Annotated in this window: 15 protein-coding genes; 5 read left to right on the forward strand and 10 right to left on the reverse strand. The window is 37.6% G+C overall.

Translation table 11 applies throughout. The annotated features are described in order from the left end of the window. Nucleotides 1-232: 232 nt before the first annotated feature. The 7 genes from KKI44_RS02750 to KKI44_RS02780 form a co-directional block, all read right to left on the reverse strand. Nucleotides 233-421 carry a hypothetical protein gene (locus KKI44_RS02750; RefSeq protein ID WP_087710119.1) on the reverse strand — a complete coding sequence of 63 codons (189 nt, stop codon included), beginning with the start codon at nucleotides 419-421 and terminating at the stop codon, nucleotides 233-235. A gap of 12 nt (nucleotides 422-433) precedes the next feature. Beyond that, nucleotides 434-1,039: a DUF4230 domain-containing protein gene (locus KKI44_RS02755; RefSeq protein ID WP_076390251.1), complete on the reverse strand. Its 606-nt coding sequence runs from the start codon at nucleotides 1,037-1,039 to the stop codon at nucleotides 434-436. A 3-nt stretch (nucleotides 1,040-1,042) separates the two neighbouring features. Continuing rightward, nucleotides 1,043-1,609: a TlpA family protein disulfide reductase gene (locus KKI44_RS02760; RefSeq protein ID WP_214589738.1), complete on the reverse strand. Its 567-nt coding sequence runs from the start codon at nucleotides 1,607-1,609 to the stop codon at nucleotides 1,043-1,045. 1 nt (nucleotide 1,610) lies between these two features. Further along, nucleotides 1,611-2,078 carry a nucleoside triphosphate pyrophosphohydrolase family protein gene (locus tag KKI44_RS02765; RefSeq protein ID WP_087710124.1) on the reverse strand — a complete coding sequence of 156 codons (468 nt, stop codon included), beginning with the start codon at nucleotides 2,076-2,078 and terminating at the stop codon, nucleotides 1,611-1,613. Nucleotides 2,079-2,454: 376 nt separating this feature from the next. Next, nucleotides 2,455-5,385, reverse strand: coding sequence for a reprolysin-like metallopeptidase (locus KKI44_RS02770; RefSeq protein ID WP_214589739.1), 2,931 nt, complete (start codon nucleotides 5,383-5,385; stop codon nucleotides 2,455-2,457). A 205-nt stretch (nucleotides 5,386-5,590) separates the two neighbouring features. Then, the gene (locus KKI44_RS02775) at nucleotides 5,591-6,088 is read right to left on the reverse strand and encodes a DinB family protein (RefSeq protein ID WP_214589740.1); all 498 of its coding nucleotides are present in this window, start codon (nucleotides 6,086-6,088) and stop codon (nucleotides 5,591-5,593) included. A gap of 34 nt (nucleotides 6,089-6,122) precedes the next feature. Next, a complete protein-coding gene (locus tag KKI44_RS02780; RefSeq protein ID WP_076390246.1) occupies nucleotides 6,123-7,262 on the reverse strand; it encodes an acyl-CoA dehydrogenase family protein in 1,140 nt (379 codons plus the stop codon). A gap of 191 nt (nucleotides 7,263-7,453) precedes the next feature. Here KKI44_RS02780 and KKI44_RS02785 point away from each other — a divergent pair, with 191 nt between their 5' ends. The 5 genes from KKI44_RS02785 to purF all read left to right on the forward strand — a co-directional run bounded on the left by KKI44_RS02785 (nucleotide 7,454) and on the right by purF (nucleotide 13,120). Beyond that, nucleotides 7,454-9,319: an endonuclease gene (locus tag KKI44_RS02785; protein WP_214589741.1), complete on the forward strand. Its 1,866-nt coding sequence runs from the start codon at nucleotides 7,454-7,456 to the stop codon at nucleotides 9,317-9,319. A gap of 126 nt (nucleotides 9,320-9,445) precedes the next feature. Next, on the forward strand, nucleotides 9,446-10,051 hold the full coding sequence (locus tag KKI44_RS02790) for a SatD family protein (protein WP_214589742.1): 606 nt from the start codon (nucleotides 9,446-9,448) through the stop codon (nucleotides 10,049-10,051). Between the two features lie 2 nt (nucleotides 10,052-10,053). After that, nucleotides 10,054-10,749, forward strand: coding sequence for a DUF3307 domain-containing protein (locus tag KKI44_RS02795; RefSeq protein WP_214589743.1), 696 nt, complete (start codon nucleotides 10,054-10,056; stop codon nucleotides 10,747-10,749). A gap of 32 nt (nucleotides 10,750-10,781) precedes the next feature. Continuing rightward, on the forward strand, nucleotides 10,782-11,501 hold the full coding sequence (gene purC / locus KKI44_RS02800; protein ID WP_214589744.1) for a phosphoribosylaminoimidazolesuccinocarboxamide synthase: 720 nt from the start codon (nucleotides 10,782-10,784) through the stop codon (nucleotides 11,499-11,501). A gap of 119 nt (nucleotides 11,502-11,620) precedes the next feature. After that, the gene (gene purF, locus KKI44_RS02805) at nucleotides 11,621-13,120 is read left to right on the forward strand and encodes an amidophosphoribosyltransferase (RefSeq protein WP_214589745.1); all 1,500 of its coding nucleotides are present in this window, start codon (nucleotides 11,621-11,623) and stop codon (nucleotides 13,118-13,120) included. A gap of 73 nt (nucleotides 13,121-13,193) precedes the next feature. On the opposite strand, the gene KKI44_RS02810 is transcribed toward purF, so the two are convergent. The 3 genes from KKI44_RS02810 to KKI44_RS02820 all read right to left on the reverse strand — a co-directional run bounded on the left by KKI44_RS02810 (nucleotide 13,194) and on the right by KKI44_RS02820 (nucleotide 15,533). Continuing rightward, nucleotides 13,194-13,772, reverse strand: coding sequence for a porin family protein (locus tag KKI44_RS02810; RefSeq protein ID WP_076390240.1), 579 nt, complete (start codon nucleotides 13,770-13,772; stop codon nucleotides 13,194-13,196). A 119-nt stretch (nucleotides 13,773-13,891) separates the two neighbouring features. Further along, nucleotides 13,892-14,608: a porin family protein gene (locus KKI44_RS02815; RefSeq protein WP_214589746.1), complete on the reverse strand. Its 717-nt coding sequence runs from the start codon at nucleotides 14,606-14,608 to the stop codon at nucleotides 13,892-13,894. 241 nt (nucleotides 14,609-14,849) lie between these two features. Continuing rightward, nucleotides 14,850-15,533, reverse strand: coding sequence for a porin family protein (locus KKI44_RS02820; protein ID WP_214589747.1), 684 nt, complete (start codon nucleotides 15,531-15,533; stop codon nucleotides 14,850-14,852). Nucleotides 15,534-15,683: the final 150 nt, after the last annotated feature.

The following is a 15,683-nucleotide window of genomic DNA, read 5'->3' on the forward strand; positions in this document are numbered from 1 at the left end:
TATATCTTAAAAGCACTTAGTATTTAAAATAACCTTGCGAACTTTGTGTTATAATTATGATTAATAATAGATAATCATTGAAAAATATGTCAGTTTTGCTTCGTAAGTCAACAGCCAAATAGTTACGGTAGTTGACAAGCGGGGCAGATTGACCGTTGTAGTTCATATTACATATTTGACTTTTATTTGTGTTTTTTTCTAAAAAAGGTTCCGCTCATTGAGCAGAACCTTTTTATTTTTCGTCGGTATTATCCGTTTTTCCGGATTTGTTGTTTTGAGAAGATTTCTGAACATCTTCCTTATCTACATCGGACGGATTTGTCTTTTCTGATGAAGCAGGAATGTCGGGGAAATCCTGATTTTGCTTTTTGGTTTCCGCAGAATTTGCAGATTCCTGTTTTTCTTTTTCTTCTGAATGCATAGCTTTTGAATTTTATAGTCCTAAAATGCCCAGCTTTCCGGTCTGGTCTTCTATGGTATAATTCAAAGCCTTTGCCAAAACAAAAATATTATTAAGATTTTCCATTAGCTGTTGTCTCCCTTCCGTTCTCAGCTTGTTCTGATCGATGGATTTTACAGCGGTATCTTTCGCTTTCTGCGTTACGTTTTTAATGTCTTTTTCGGAAATTCTGTTGAAAAAAGAATCGTCCATCGACTGGATTTCCACACTTGGCGTAATTCTGATGTCTGCATCGGGCAGTTCGGTGATCACTAATTTTTTATTGATCGAATCTACCTCCATTTTCATCTTGTTAAGATCATAAGAAACCTGTGCGTTCGTTTTGGTGTAGGTAATGATGCTGTTGCTGGAAACTTCTTTGCCTAAAAATTCATAGCCCATTTTGGTTTTCTGAATGGAAGAAGTATTCTGCTCAAGCACGACCATTTTGTTCATTTTCGAAATCTGATTGGTCAGAATATAATAATCTGATTTCTCGGTTTTTTCACTAAGATTAAAGCATGACTTTAAACTGAAAAACAAAACCGTTACCAGTGCAGCTCCCGCCAAAAACGATATTAAAACTTTACTATTTCTCAAACCTTATTTACCAAAAATTTCTTTAATTACAGAACTGTCATCTTTTTTCAGAATTTCCACCAAATCTCTTTCGATGTATCCTGATGTAGGCATTTCGATAATTCTTCCCAATTCTTTTCCGTATTTCTCAACAATAATCGTCGGAACTTTCTGGATGTTGAAAAGACTTTCTTCTCCGTTCGGAGATTCCTTTTTACGGTTTACGGCAATAATGGTAAGTTTGCCTTCCGGATATTTTACCTCTTCAAGGATTTTCATGAGTCTCGGAAAATCTCTGTGAGAATCTTCGCACCATGTTCCCATGAAAACCGTGATGTTGTACGTATTGATTTTACTTTTTTTAAGCTCTCCGATGGCTTTCTGATCCAAAGCATATTCATCATGCTCTTTCACATACCAGTCGGAATAGGGAGCTTCAAGAAATTTACTTTTAAGCTGATTTCCCAAAAGCATTTTTCCGTCGGCAGTGGTTTCAACTTCACGTCCTACAACCACTTTTTGTGCAGTAAGCTGTTGAGTTGCCATGAATAGAGCTGAAACAGCCATACAATTCGTAATAAATTTTTTCATACTATTTTTCAATAATTGTCTTTAAATCGGCAGGAGAGTAGTATTTGTTTTTCAGGACTTTATGATCTGCCTGTCTGTATACATTAAATTTCTCGCCGGATTTTTCATAAAATGATTCTACGTCTTTTGCTTTGTAAAATTCAACGGTTTCTTGTGCCTGTTCTTCATTATCGCAGGCTTTCGACATGTTGGAACGCTGAACTTCGTTGAACAACTCTACAAATTTGCTGCCAAGTCCGAATTCCAGAACCGCTCCGCTTAAAACATACTGCAAATCGCATAAAGCATCTGCAATTTCTACGATGTTATTGTCTGCAATTGCCTGTTTCAGTTCATTCAGTTCTTCCTGAAGAAGTTCAACTCTCAGATTGCATCTTTCCGGTGAAGGAATTTGGGGGGTATCTAAAATAGGGGCTTTAAAAGTGGTGTGGAATTCTGCTACCTGGTTCAGACTATCAATTTTATCCATGTATATTTTTTATTTACGCAAAGATAACAATTGGGTTTTAGATTTTAAGAATTGGGGCTTAGGTTTTTTACACAATGATATCACTCAGAACATAGACTGAAAGTCTACGAGCATCGTTAAAAAGTGAAGTGAAGAATCTCAAGAGCCAAGGAATAGATTATGAGTTTTTTTCTTCCAGAAATTTCTCATATTTTAAATGACGGTGAGTTTTGGTGAAAATGTTTTTGGGATTTGTGATTAAATGATTTTTAAGAGCTTAATCCCGTTTGGAATTTATGCAGAGAGTAGAAGTGTGTTAATTTTGCGGACTCAGAAACAAAAAAGACTGTCCGTTTTCGGACAGCCTTTTACCTCAAAGCTTAATTGAGTGAAGCAATTAGTTTTTAATGAATCTCTTAGAGACTTCTCCAATCTGGATCATGTAAGCTCCTTTAATAAGACCGCTCACATTTACTGCGCCTCTTTCAAGTTTTCCTGAATTGATTAGTTTTCCACCCATATCGAAGATTTTATAGTCTTCGTTCGTCGTATTTGAAACATTTAAAACATCTTTTACAGGATTCGGATATAATCTGATATCTGTAATCATGTCTTTCGTATCTAAAACGTTTCCTCTTCCTGCTGATACAATATTTAATGTATAATCTTCCACCTGTCCGTAAGTATACGTTCCGCATGAAGATGTAGGTACAGAACTGTACTGCATCATAACTCTCATTCTTGTTGTTCCTACAGTTGCAGTTGAAGGAATGGTAATAGATCCCGTAACAGGAGTTGTGGTAGATCCTGTCTTAGACCATGCCAATTCTCCACTGTCTGCAAAGTCTCCGTCTCCGTTATAGTCGATATACACCGCATATGCTTCGCTGTAAACCGTTGAAGTCCAAACCGGAGTAATAGAAAGTGAATAAGCAGAACCTCTTGTTACATTTGTAGAAATTGAAGTGAAGTTTTCATAACCTGCTGTTCCTGTTGAAGTATTGTTAATGCTTCCGAACTTCACATTTCCGATTCTTTCATCAGCAGTATTGCTAGCTGAAGCAGAACAGTAAGTAACTGCAGTTCCTGCTAAAGTGGTTACGGAAACTGTGTTGCTGGCAACTGAAACATTTCCTGCCGCATCTTTTGCTTTAACTGTAAAGCTGTATGTTGTTGAAGGTGATAAACTAGATACAGTATAAGAAGTTGATGCGGTAGAACCTACTAATGAAGTTCCCTGATAAACATCATAACCTGTAACCCCTACATTGTCTGTTGCGCCGGACCATGAAAGATTCGTACTTGTAGAAGTTGTTCCTGAAGCCGCAAGAGTAGGAGCGGTAGGAGCAGTAGTATCTGAAGTTCCTGAACCTGCATTTACAGTAATGTTTGCATTGTTCACATCAAAGAAAATATGATTGGAACCTTTTACCATAATTCTTCCTGTTGTTGTAGAAGTATTCGGAATAGTTACCGCCTGTGTTCCGTCGTTTGGAGTTCCTGCCAATAGAGTAGTCCATGTATTTCCTCCGTCTGTAGACCAAAGAATATCTACGTTGGCTGCATTTACACCATTTGCTGTTGTTCCTGCCACATTCCATGTTACGGTTTGGGAAGTTCCTCCTGTAACTGTTGTAGCTGTATTTTGAGAGCTTACACTGAATGGTCCTGCTGTTCCGTTTACTGTGATTACTGCATCATCAGAATTGTTTCCGGAACCTCCGGCTCTGTTATCGCGAACGGTAAATCTGAAATTGTATGTTCTGGCAACGTTTGATAATGCTTCAACAGTAATTTCAGATCCCGCTGTTGTAGTAGCTCCTGCCAGAACTGAAGCCATTCTAGGGAAATATCTTACAGGAGTAGTTTGCGGTGTCCATGATCTGAAAGTAGGTCCTGTCGCTTTTGTGGCACTCGCCGCAGAACTTGCTCCGGTTTGTGAAGACGACGCATTGTCCATTTGTTCCCAGATATACGTTAACGAATCTCCGTTTGCATCTGTTCCGGCTCCTGTTAACATAAATGGTGTTCCTTTCGGAATAATATAATCCAGACCTGCGTTGGCTGTAGGAATTGAATTTCCTGTACTTGTGCTTGTAGGGCAGGTTTTTGCTTTGATGTTGTTGGTAATCTGCTGAATGCTGATCGCGTGGAAGAAAGCATCAGAATGCGGCTGAATATCCTGAGAAGTAATTCCTGCATATCCCATGATGGTTGATCCTGATCCCGGTTCCATATTAGCTCCTGTTCCTTCGTTGTTCATGGAGAAAGTGTGGTTTCCTCCAAACTGATGTCCCATTTCGTGCGCTACATAATCAATATCGAAATTGTCTCCTGAAGGAATTGCATCTGCCGGAGAAGTGTAACCGCTTCCTTTAGAGCCATTGGTACAAACGCAGCCGATACATCCTGCATTTCCGCCGCCTCCTGAAGCTCCGAATAAGTGACCGATGTCATAATTTGCCTCGCCAATCACCGAAGTCAGGGTAGACTGAAGCTCCGAATTCCAGTTACTCATGCTTGCTGCTGCAGAGTAAGGATCCGTAGAAGCATTGGTGTAAATTACCGAGTCGTTGTTTGCGATTAAAACCATTCTTGCTGCAAAATCTTTTTCAAAAACTCCGTTTACACGGGTCATGGTATTGTTCATTGCAGCTAACGCATTCGCTTTAGTTCCTCCGAAATACGCTGTATATTCTCCTGTACAGGACAATGCCAGTCTGAATGTTCTGAGTTTTGCATCATCTGCATTTGGTCTTGCAACTAAATTTGCAGTGTTTGCAACGCCTTTCTGTGCAACATCAATAACAGTACATTCAAATTTGCTTAAATCATCTTTCTTGTCGGATTTTTTGTAAACCACATACGTTGAAAGATCTTTTGAATAAGGCTCGATGAAAACCGCTGATTTATCTCCGTAGATTTCCATAGAAGACAGTCCTAATGGAGAAACACTGAAATAAACTGTAGAACCGGAGTCTCCCAATCCTTCACCAACGTACGATTTGATGTCTGGATATTTTGCTGCCAGTTGAGGATCAAAGTTAGAGTTTTCTCTTACTTTAAAATTTTCCATTTTTCCCTCAGAATTCGGGAACGAGATAATAATTTCAGACTTTTCTCCTGCTGCAAGTCTTTTTGGAGCTTTAGCAAGAGCATTTTTTAAACCATTAATATCCAGACTATAGATTTTTGGATTGTTAATGGTTAATTTGTTTTCAAAAATTTCAGTAGCTGATTTTCTTGACGATTCAGACCAAAGTCGATCGGTCTGAGCGAATGAAATACCTGATGCAAGCATTCCAATCACCAATAGCTGTTTTCTCATACAAGTTTTCTATTTGATTGTGGAATTCCAAAGCTAATGAAAAAAACGTTACGAAAAACAAAATTTTTTAAGAAAAATTTAGACAATACAATCAAACAATTATGCAATACATTAAATGTCATCATATAGTGAATTTCTCAAAAAAAGAAAATAGCACCCGCAAAATACGGATGCTATTGAATTATTAATAGTTTAATTCTAATTTTTAAAACTTATCATCGGCAGTTGGTCCGTAAAGTCCCGGAACTTTATTTCCTGTGGATCTTAAATACACTACCAACTCACCGCGATGATGGTACAAATGATTATACAGAAACGAACGGATAACCTGAATTTTAGGCATTGGCGGAAATATCGAATTTCCTCCCATTTCCATTTTCCACTCGTTCATCATGGTGTTTTCATCCCAACTTTCAATGGCTTTCTGCGCTTTAGCAACATTTTCTTCAAATTTGGCAACAATATTTTCCGCTTTGGAAATATCACCTTTATCGTATTGGTATGTTCCCATATCGAATACATCCTGATTAAATGTTCCGTCGTACCAGTTGTAAACTTCGGCTACGTGAGAAGCCAGCTGTGCTGTTGTCCAGTTAATTTCAGACGGCTTGTAATCCAAAGCACTGTCCGGAATTGCCTGTAAAAGTTTTCGGGTGTTTTCTGCTTCATGCAAAAATTCACCTAATAATGCCTGTTTAATCATTTGTTGATGTTTTTTGAAATAATTTAGTTAAAATTTATTTTGTAATATCTCTGCCGATAACCAGTCTCTGAATTTCGGAAGTACCTTCTCCGATGGTGCAAAGTTTAGAATCTCTGTAGAATTTTTCTACCGGGAAATCTTTTGTATATCCGTATCCTCCGAAAATCTGCACCGCGTTGTTAGAAATTCTTACGCAGGCTTCAGAAGCATATAATTTTGCCATTGCTCCTTCTTTTGTCATTTTCTGCTTCGCGTTTTTCAGAGTTGATGCTCTTTGGATTAATAGTTCCGCTGCGTCAATTTCTGTCGCCATATCTGCTAACATGAAATTAACTGCCTGAAATTCTGAAATAGATTTTCCAAACTGCTGTCTTTCTTTAGCATATTTTAAAGCAGCTTTATAAGCTCCTCTTGCTGTTCCTAAACTTAAAGCGGCGATAGAGATTCTTCCTCCGTCCAGTATTTTCATTGCCTGTTTGAAACCTTCACCTACTTCACCTAATCTGTGAGAATCCGGCACACGAACGTTATCAAAGATTAATTCAGCCGTTTCGGAAGCTCTCATTCCCAGTTTGTTTTCTTTTTTACCGGAAGAAAAACCGGGCATTCCTTTTTCCAGAACAAATGCAGTGGAATTATTTTTAGCTCCTTTTTCGCCTGTTCTCGTCATCACAACAGCGATGTCTCCTGAAATCGCGTGGGTAATGAAGTTTTTAGCCCCGTTAATGATCCATTCGTCACCGTCTTTTACCGCAGTAGTAGACATTCCTCCGGAATCTGAACCTGTATTGTGTTCTGTAAGTCCCCAGGCTCCGATTACTTTACCGGAAGCCAACTGAGGAAGCCATTTGTTTCTCTGCTCTTCGTTTCCGAATTCGTAAATATGGTTGGTGCAAAGTGAATTGTGTGCTGCCACAGAAAGACCGATGGATGGATCTACCTGAGAAATTTCGTCAAGAATTGTTACATATTCATGATAACCAAGACCTGAACCTCCGTACTGTTCCGGAATAACGATCCCCATGAACCCCATTTCTCCTAACTCATGAAACAAATCTTTAGGAAAAGTCTGGCTTTCGTCCCACTCCATAATATTAGGTCTAATATTCTTTTCAGCAAACTCTCTTGCCGTTTCCGCTATCATTTTGATGTTGTCAATAGTCTCTGTATTCATATAGATAATAGTTAGTTCCCAAAGATAATTAAATTGCTGTAACACCCAAAAAAATTATTTATGACATAAGGCGGTATCTGCAAAAATCTAGTTTTCAATTTTTTATATTCTTAAAATTAATGATATTTTAATAAAATTTTCCGAACTTTAAGCAGATTAATTTACTATTTTAGCCACCCAATTTTTAAAGCATGAAAAAATTTCTACTGCCTATTATTATGATTTCATCTTATTTTGCAGCTCAAGCTCCTGCAGGGTATTACGATGGAACGACAGGTTTGACGGGTTACGCCTTAAAGTCAAAGCTTCATGACATCATTTCGGCGAAAAATATAAACTGGAATTATGGTGATCTCACCAATTATTATAATCAGACGGATTTAGATCGATATTACGACTACGGACCAAGCAATACGACCATTCTCCTTGATATTTATTCTGAAATTCCTACAGGACCGGATGCTTATGAATACACAACGGCGAATATCATCGGAAGTGCTTCCGCAGAAGGACAGGGCTGGAATAGAGAACACATGATGCCACAAAGTACATTTTACAGCAATTACCCGATGTACTCAGATCTGTTTTATGTGGTTCCAACGGACGCAAGAATTAACCAGTTGAGAAGTAATTACCCTTATGGAATCGTAGGTTCTACTATTTATTATACTTTTACCAATACTTCAAGAATAGGAAATTGTGCCATTCCGGGAATTACTTATACCGGAAGAGTATATGAGCCTATTAACGAGTTTAAAGGAGACGTTGCGAGATGTCTGCTTTATTTTGCAGTTAGGTATGAAGGGAAATTGGGCACTTTTAATTTCAACAATAATGCAAATCCTGCTTCGGATACCAATCCGCTTGACGGAACGGAGGAAAGAGCGTATGATCCCGCTTATATCGCCATGCTGCTTCAGTGGCATCAGCAAGATCCTGTTTCGCAAAGGGAAATCGACAGAAATAATGCGGTGTATGCAATACAGAAAAACAGAAATCCTTTTATTGATAATCCTTCGTGGGTGAATACAATATGGGGACAGACTCCGGATGCTGTAGCACCACAAACTCCTACAAACGTAAGCGTTACGCAAAACAGTGCTTATTTTACAACTTTAAGCTGGACTCCCAGTACAAGTACGGACGTAATCGGATATAAAATCTACCAGAACGGAACATTGGTAGGGACAACGAAAGGTTCAACATTCAGTGTAGATCATCTTACTCCTTCTACAGCGTATACTTTTACAGTGAAGGCTTACGACAACGGATACCTGCTTTCTCCGGACAGTAATACGGTTTCTGTTACAACTTTAGCATCGGATATTTATGCTAAAGATCTGATGGTAACGAAATATCTTGAAGGAACTTCGAATAATAAAGGTATTGAAATTACCAATAAGACGGGACATCCCGTAAACCTTAGTGACTACAGATTATCAATCCAGTTTTCCAGCGGAACAAATTATTATTTTGCAGATCCTTATGAGCTGGAAGGAATTGTTCAGAATAACGAGACTTTTGTAGTATTGCATCCGGATGCCAATTTCTCCTGCTATACAATAAATCAGGCAAAGTTTGTAACGGCAGCTCCGCAGATGACGTATTCCGGAAGTCAGTATCTGGAACTGAGATATAAATCTTCAACCGTGGATGCAATAGGTGTTTCCGGTACAAACAATTTTTCGGTTTTAGGAAATATTTCTTTGTACAGAAAATCTAATATCAACCAGCCAACAACTTCCTTTAGTATTAGTGAATGGGATTCTTACGCCAGCAATTATTGTCAGAATTTAGGAACACTGGCAACCGCAGAAGCTATTCTTGCCAGAAATAATGAATTTAAAATTTATCCAAATCCTGTTAATGACAATGTTTTCGTTGATGGGAAAACAGAGAATGTAAAATCAGCACAGATTTTAGATCTTTCTGGAAAAATAATTTATTCCGAACAAAATCCTTTCAAAAACAAAAAGGGCATTTCTGTACAAAGTTTATCTACAGGTTCATATTTATTAAAAATTGATGATAAGATCTACCCGTTTATCAAAAAATAAGCTGTGATCTCCCGAAAAGGGGAAAGCAATATATAATCGATATAAGCAGATTCACTAATAATCATTATCTATAAGTGTTTCTGCTTATATTTTTTATTTATAAGTAATAATGCTTATATTTGCAGAATGATAGCGGTCATTACCGGAGATATTATAAATTCACAGCACGCGGAAACAGAGGTTTGGATTACCAAGCTTAAAAATCTTCTCGAAAAGTGGGGAAGTACTCCTCATACATGGGAAATCTACAGAGGCGACGAATTTCAGTTCAAATGTAAGATAGATGAGGTATTCTGGCGTTTTCTTGCCATTAAATCTCTTATAAAAAGTCAGGAAAATTTAGACGTAAGAATTGCCATCGGTATTGGAGAAGAGAATTTTTCTTCTGAAAAAATCACCGAATCCAACGGAACTGCTTATGTGCATTCCGGAAGACTGCTGAATGATCTTAAAAATGACGGACATACCGTTTCCATCAAAACATCCAACGATTCTGTAGACCGGGATCTGAATATTCTGCTGAAATGGTCTTCCAAAGATTTTGATTCCTGGACGGTTGCCAATGCAGAAATTATTCATGAGATGATTATGAATAAAGACATTACGCAGGAAGATCTTGCGAAAAAGTTTGCCATTTCACAGTCTTCCGTAAGCCAGAGACTGAAGCGCGCAAACTATGAACTGATCGTAGAAACCAATCAATATTTCAGAAAAAAAATATCCGAACTGTAAGCATGGTTTTTATTCAGCTCATATTGGCGCATTTATTTGGAGACTTTATTCTTCAGCCAAATTCATGGGTTGCAGAGAAGGAAAGCAAAAAGCTGAAAAGCAGATATTTGTACTTTCACGTTCTCATTCACACCATTCTGAGTTTTATTTTCCTCTGGAACACCGAATTGTGGTGGATCGCCGTTCTGATCGGAGTTTCACATTTTATTATTGACGCTGCGAAGCTTAGTTTTCAGACAGCAAAATCTAAAAAGTCATGGTTTTTTATCGATCAGGCTTTACATATTGCCGTGATTGCGGGAGTTTCCTTTTACTTCAATGAATTTAATTTTGAATTTTTAAAAGATAAGGAAATTCTAAAAATTCTTATGGCAGCTTTATTTTTAACAACACCCGCTTCCATTTTTATCAAGATTTTATTGTCTTCGTGGACTCCGGTTCCCGAAACTCAGAACAATATACAAACCGAATCTTTATCAAGTGCCGGAAAATATATCGGGATTTTAGAACGTTTATTGGTCTTCACCTTTATTGTGGTGAACCATTGGGAAGGCGTAGGTTTTATGGTCGCTGCAAAATCTGTCTTCAGGTTCAGTGATCTTGCTCAGGCAAAGCAGAGAAAGTTAACCGAATATGTTCTGATAGGAACCCTTTTAAGCTTTGGAATGGCGGTTTTAACAGGAATTTTAATTAAGTAATATATCAATCTAATAAAAAGTAATTTTAGAAAATGGAAAAGAAAGAAATGTTGTACGAAGGGAAGGCAAAACAGGTTTTTGCAACCGACAATCCTAATGAAGTAGTGGTACGTTTCAAAGACGATGCTACTGCATTTAACGCTCAGAAAAGAGGATCTGTAGATCTTAAAGGAGAAATGAACAACGCGATCACGACTCTTATTTTTGAATATCTGAATGCAAAAGGGATTAAGACTCATTTCATTAAACAACTGAACGAAAGAGAGCAGTTGGTAAAAAAAGTATCCATCATTCCTTTGGAAATGGTGGTAAGAAACTATTCGGCTGGAAGCATGGCGCAGAGACTGGGAGTGGAAGAAGGAATTAAATCTCCGGTTACCATCTTCGATATCTGCTACAAAAAAGACGAATTGGGGGATCCGCTAATCAACGATCACCATGCAGTATTCTTAGGAGCTGCAACGTATGAAGAGCTTGATGAAATGTATGAATTAACGTCAGACATCAACGAAATCTTAATCGATCTTTTCGACAAAATGAACATCATCTTAGTAGATTTCAAAATTGAATTAGGAAAAACGGCAGACGGTGAAATTATCCTTGCAGACGAAATTTCTCCGGATACGTGCAGACTTTGGGACAAAGATACGATGAAGAAACTGGATAAGGACAGATTCAGAAGAGATCTTGGTGAAGTTACCGAAGCTTACGTTGAGATCTATAACAGACTGAAAACGGTACTTGCTAAATAATTATCAGGCATAAGCTAGAAGTTGGATGCCGGAAGTTTATCTGAATATGTAAAAGTTTTGTAACAAACTTCAGATTTCGAGCTCCCGGCTTCCACCATCAAAATTTAGAAAAAATAAAAATGAAAAGTTTAGACATTCATAAAAGTGAATATTTAAAACAATTTGAAACCCAGACCTACGGAAGAAATCTTTTCAGAACGCAGGAAGAAGAAAGATTAGATGCTCCGAACGAGGAGTGCGGAATCTTCGGAATGTATTCTGATAATGATCTGGATACGTTTTCTCTTTCACAGTTCGGTCTTTTTGCCTTACAGCATAGAGGTCAGGAAGCTTGTGGTATTTCTGTTCTTAAAGACGGAAAAATCACCAATATGAAAGATGAAGGTCTCGTTTTGGATGTTTATAAAGAGATCAACGATCCTGAAACTTTTATGGGAAATTCTGCTATCGGACACACCCGTTACACGACGGCAGGAGACAAAAAGAAATATAATTTTCAGCCGTTTTTCGCGAAAAACGAATACGACCAGATTATCCTTTCGATTGCACACAACGGTAATTTAACCAACGCAAAAGAACTGAAAACGCAGCTCGAAGCTGAAGGGGTGGTATTCAGAGCAACGTCCGATTCTGAGGTGATTTTAAGATTAATTCAGAAGAATCTTGATTTAGGACTTCGCGGAGCTATCAAGGCAACCATGGAGAAAATTGAAGGGGCTTATTCTGTTGTAGGAATGACGAGAAATAAATTTTTCGCGTTCAGAGATTTCAACGGAATCCGTCCTTTGGTTTTGGGAGCGATTAATGAAAATTCTTACGTGGTAGCTTCAGAATCTGTGGCTTTAGATGCAGTAGGAGCACAGTATGTGCGTGATATTTTACCGGGAGAAATCATTTATACCAATGAAAACGAACCCGGAAAACTTCATTCTTACATGGTGGATGAAGAAAAAGGAAAGCAGAGAATCTGTTCTTTTGAATATATTTATTTTGCAAGACCCGATTCTACTTTAGAAAATATTAATGTGTACGAAATCAGGGAAAAATCTGGAGAAAAAATCTGGCATCAGGCTCCGGTGGAAGCAGATGTTGTGATTGGAGTTCCGGATTCCGGAGTTCCGGCTGCCATTGGTTTTTCCAAGGCTTCGGGAATTCCTTTCCGTCCGGTTTTAATTAAAAACAGATACATCGGAAGAAGTTTCATTGTACCAACTCAGGAAATGAGAGAAAGAGTAGTGAACCTGAAACTGAATCCGATTATTTCCGAGATTAAAGATAAAAGAGTCGTGATTATTGATGATTCCATTGTACGTGGAACCACTTCAAAAAGACTCGTTAAGATTCTTAAAGATGCAGGTGTGAAGGAAATTCACTTCAGAAGTGTTTCTCCGCCGATTATCGCTCCTTGTTATCTGGGAATCGATACGCCGTCGAAAGACGATCTGATTTCTGCCAATATGTCTACGGAAGAACTTAGAGATTACTTGGGAGTAGATTCTCTTGAATTCTTAAGCGTTGAAAATCTGAAAGAAATTTTAGGCTCTGCCAATCACTGTTTCGGATGTTTCACCGAAGAATATCCTGTAGGAAAAGGAGAGGAAGTAGAATTATTCAATTAAAATATTTCCATCAAAAAGAAAATGTCAGGCTTAAAAATTTAAGTCTGACATTTTTTATTGTATCCGAAATGGATTAGAATTTATACGCTACACCAACTTGGAAAACGCCGTTTCTTACTGCGTCACCTGTATTGTTTTCTGCGATATCTGTAAGTCCTGCAACATATCTTGCCGTAATTCCGAATTTCTGCTCAAAATAATATCCTGCTCCAAGACCTAAACCAAGATCAAAACCTTTGAAAGCCTGATCTACATCTACAGAACCTCCGTCTCCTTTTAATTTCTGACTGATTGCAAAACTGAACTGTGGACCAGCTTCTACATATAAATCAGGAAGAACATTATACTGTACCATTACCGGAACTGAAATATAATCCAGATTAAGCTTTACAGAAGAATAAGTTTTATCTTTAGCACCCATTCCGTTATACAAAACTTCCGGCTGTACGCTGAAAGAACTTGCTACAGGAATGTTTGCAAAGAAACCTCCGTAGAATCCTGCTTTTGCTTTAGAATCGTTGTCGTTAATAGAAGATACGTTAAGTCCCGCTTTTACTCCGAATTTTACCGGTGAAGCTGAAGCTGCTGCTTTTTCCTGTGCGAATGATAATGTACCTGCTGTAATCGCAAGTCCTAGAAAAATCTTTTTCATAGTCTATTAATTTTTATGAATGTTTATTATTAAAGTGCTGCAAATTTAATAAAAAGAAAAAGATCAGACCTCATGATGAAACCTGATCTTTGTTATGAAATCAAAAATTGTTTTTTTATTTAAAACTTATAGTTCAGACCTAACTGAAATACTCTGTTTGTGTTTACGTTTTTCTGAGCATCGGTTACTGCATCAGAATTATTGTAAATATGGGTAAGACTGTTTACATATCTAGCATTAATTCCTAGATTACGGGTAAAATAATATCCCAGACCGACTCCAAAGCCCAGATTGAACTTTTTAATATCATCTTTATTAATGCTTTCCGAAGCCGATAAAGTCTGTGTGGTGGTAGTTCCGGAAGTTGTTGTGGAAATGGTCTGCTCACCTTTATTTTTACCATCTACAAAATAACTTACTTCCGGACCTGCTTCTACATAGAAATTGTCGGTAGGTTTCATCTGAAGCATTACCGGTACGGAAATGTAGTTCAGTGTAGTGCTATAATCCTGCTTGGTTCTTACGGTTGTAGCTCCTGTGGTAACTTCCGTATCGGAAAGTACACTTTTTGCACCCATTTGGTTGTATAAAACTTCCGGCTGCAATGCAAACTTTTCAGATAATGGTACATTTACGAAAACACCTGCATTAAATCCTATTTTCTGGTTTTTGGCAGCAAGCTTCTGTTCGCTGAATTGGGAAGCGGTTGCCGCTCCTTTAATACCAAATCTTACAGGCTCCTTCATTTTCATCGGTGGGACAGCTGTTGTTTTTACTTCCTGTGCAAACACAAATGCTCCTCCCGTTACTGCCATTGCTAGAAATAACTTTTTCATAATTTTACATTTAAATTTTACTACTTTTTTGTTTCCTTAAATTTTCATTCAGGTAACAGTTATTTTACAAAATGCTTGCCAAATAAAGGATTTCCGGATTTTTAAAAGTTAATAATTCACAAATTTTTGAGTGAATTATTATGCATTGGATAATGCTATTCAAATCAAAAAGGTCAGGCTTCATGATGAAACCTGACCTTTTATGTATTGAAATCAAAATTGTTTTTACTGAATCAGCTTCTTAGAATTTGTAAGCTAAACCAACCTGGAATGTATTGTTTCTTGTAGCATCAGAACCATTTGGTCTGTTTTTTGCAACGTCTGTTACACCCGCAACATATCTTGCAGTAATACCAAGGTTATCTGTGAAATAATATCCTGCTCCTAAACCGATACCGAAGTTAAATGTGTTTAGGTTATCTTTATTGATATCATCTGTATAGCTTGCTGAAGAAGTCGTTGTTCCTGAACCGTTAGTTACAGTAGTAGTTCTGTCTCCTTTATTCTTTGCGCTTACCAGAAATCCGAATTCAGGACCTGCTTCTACGTAAAAGTTGGGAACGAAGTTATACTGGAACATTACCGGTACAGCGATGTAATCTAAGTGAGTTGAATAAGACTCAACATTTCTTGTTGTTGTACCTAATGCTGTAAATTCATCTGTATTTTTAACTTTAGCTCCGTACTGAGAGTATAAAACCTCCGGCTGAACACTGAATGAACTTGCTAAAGGAATGTTTGCAAATACACCTGCGTTGAATCCTATTTTAGATTTTTGATCTTCAAGACTTGCATCTTTAGAAAGAGAAGCTACGTTCATCCCACCTTTGATACCAAATCTTACCGGGCTTGAAGATGAACCCGTCGTCTGAGCGAATGCTAATGAACCAGCTGTAAGTGCTACTCCTAAAATTAACTTTTTCATAACTTTAATTTTTTAATTTTTACTATTTTCTAATTTTAAATTTTACTACTGTCAATTTTTTCGTTTGACGGAGAGTATCTTTCAAATTGCTTGCCAAAAAACAGATTATGATAAATATCATAGAAAAATCCGCCTGTAAAAACAAACGGA

Origin of the sequence: Chryseobacterium sp. ZHDP1, assembly GCF_018603435.1 — a bacterium.
Lineage (GTDB): Bacteria > Bacteroidota > Bacteroidia > Flavobacteriales > Weeksellaceae > Chryseobacterium > Chryseobacterium indicum.

What these genes read in the sequence shown, in the direction of transcription:
- KKI44_RS02750 (WP_087710119.1), bottom strand. Translation starts at nt 421, where the DNA reads ATGCATTCAGAAGAAAAAGAAAAACAGGAATCTGCAAATTCTGCGGAA.
- KKI44_RS02760 (WP_214589738.1), bottom strand. Translation starts at nt 1,609, where the DNA reads ATGAAAAAATTTATTACGAATTGTATGGCTGTTTCAGCTCTATTCATG.
- KKI44_RS02765 (WP_087710124.1), bottom strand. Translation starts at nt 2,078, where the DNA reads ATGGATAAAATTGATAGTCTGAACCAGGTAGCAGAATTCCACACCACT.
- KKI44_RS02770 (WP_214589739.1), bottom strand. Translation starts at nt 5,385, where the DNA reads ATGAGAAAACAGCTATTGGTGATTGGAATGCTTGCATCAGGTATTTCA.
- KKI44_RS02775 (WP_214589740.1), bottom strand. Translation starts at nt 6,088, where the DNA reads ATGATTAAACAGGCATTATTAGGTGAATTTTTGCATGAAGCAGAAAAC.
- KKI44_RS02780 (WP_076390246.1), bottom strand. Translation starts at nt 7,262, where the DNA reads ATGAATACAGAGACTATTGACAACATCAAAATGATAGCGGAAACGGCA.
- KKI44_RS02785 (WP_214589741.1), top strand. Translation starts at nt 7,454, where the DNA reads ATGAAAAAATTTCTACTGCCTATTATTATGATTTCATCTTATTTTGCA.
- KKI44_RS02790 (WP_214589742.1), top strand. Translation starts at nt 9,446, where the DNA reads ATGATAGCGGTCATTACCGGAGATATTATAAATTCACAGCACGCGGAA.
- KKI44_RS02795 (WP_214589743.1), top strand. Translation starts at nt 10,054, where the DNA reads ATGGTTTTTATTCAGCTCATATTGGCGCATTTATTTGGAGACTTTATT.
- purC (WP_214589744.1), top strand. Translation starts at nt 10,782, where the DNA reads ATGGAAAAGAAAGAAATGTTGTACGAAGGGAAGGCAAAACAGGTTTTT.
- purF (WP_214589745.1), top strand. Translation starts at nt 11,621, where the DNA reads ATGAAAAGTTTAGACATTCATAAAAGTGAATATTTAAAACAATTTGAA.
- KKI44_RS02810 (WP_076390240.1), bottom strand. Translation starts at nt 13,772, where the DNA reads ATGAAAAAGATTTTTCTAGGACTTGCGATTACAGCAGGTACATTATCA.
- KKI44_RS02815 (WP_214589746.1), bottom strand. Translation starts at nt 14,608, where the DNA reads ATGAAAAAGTTATTTCTAGCAATGGCAGTAACGGGAGGAGCATTTGTG.
- KKI44_RS02820 (WP_214589747.1), bottom strand. Translation starts at nt 15,533, where the DNA reads ATGAAAAAGTTAATTTTAGGAGTAGCACTTACAGCTGGTTCATTAGCA.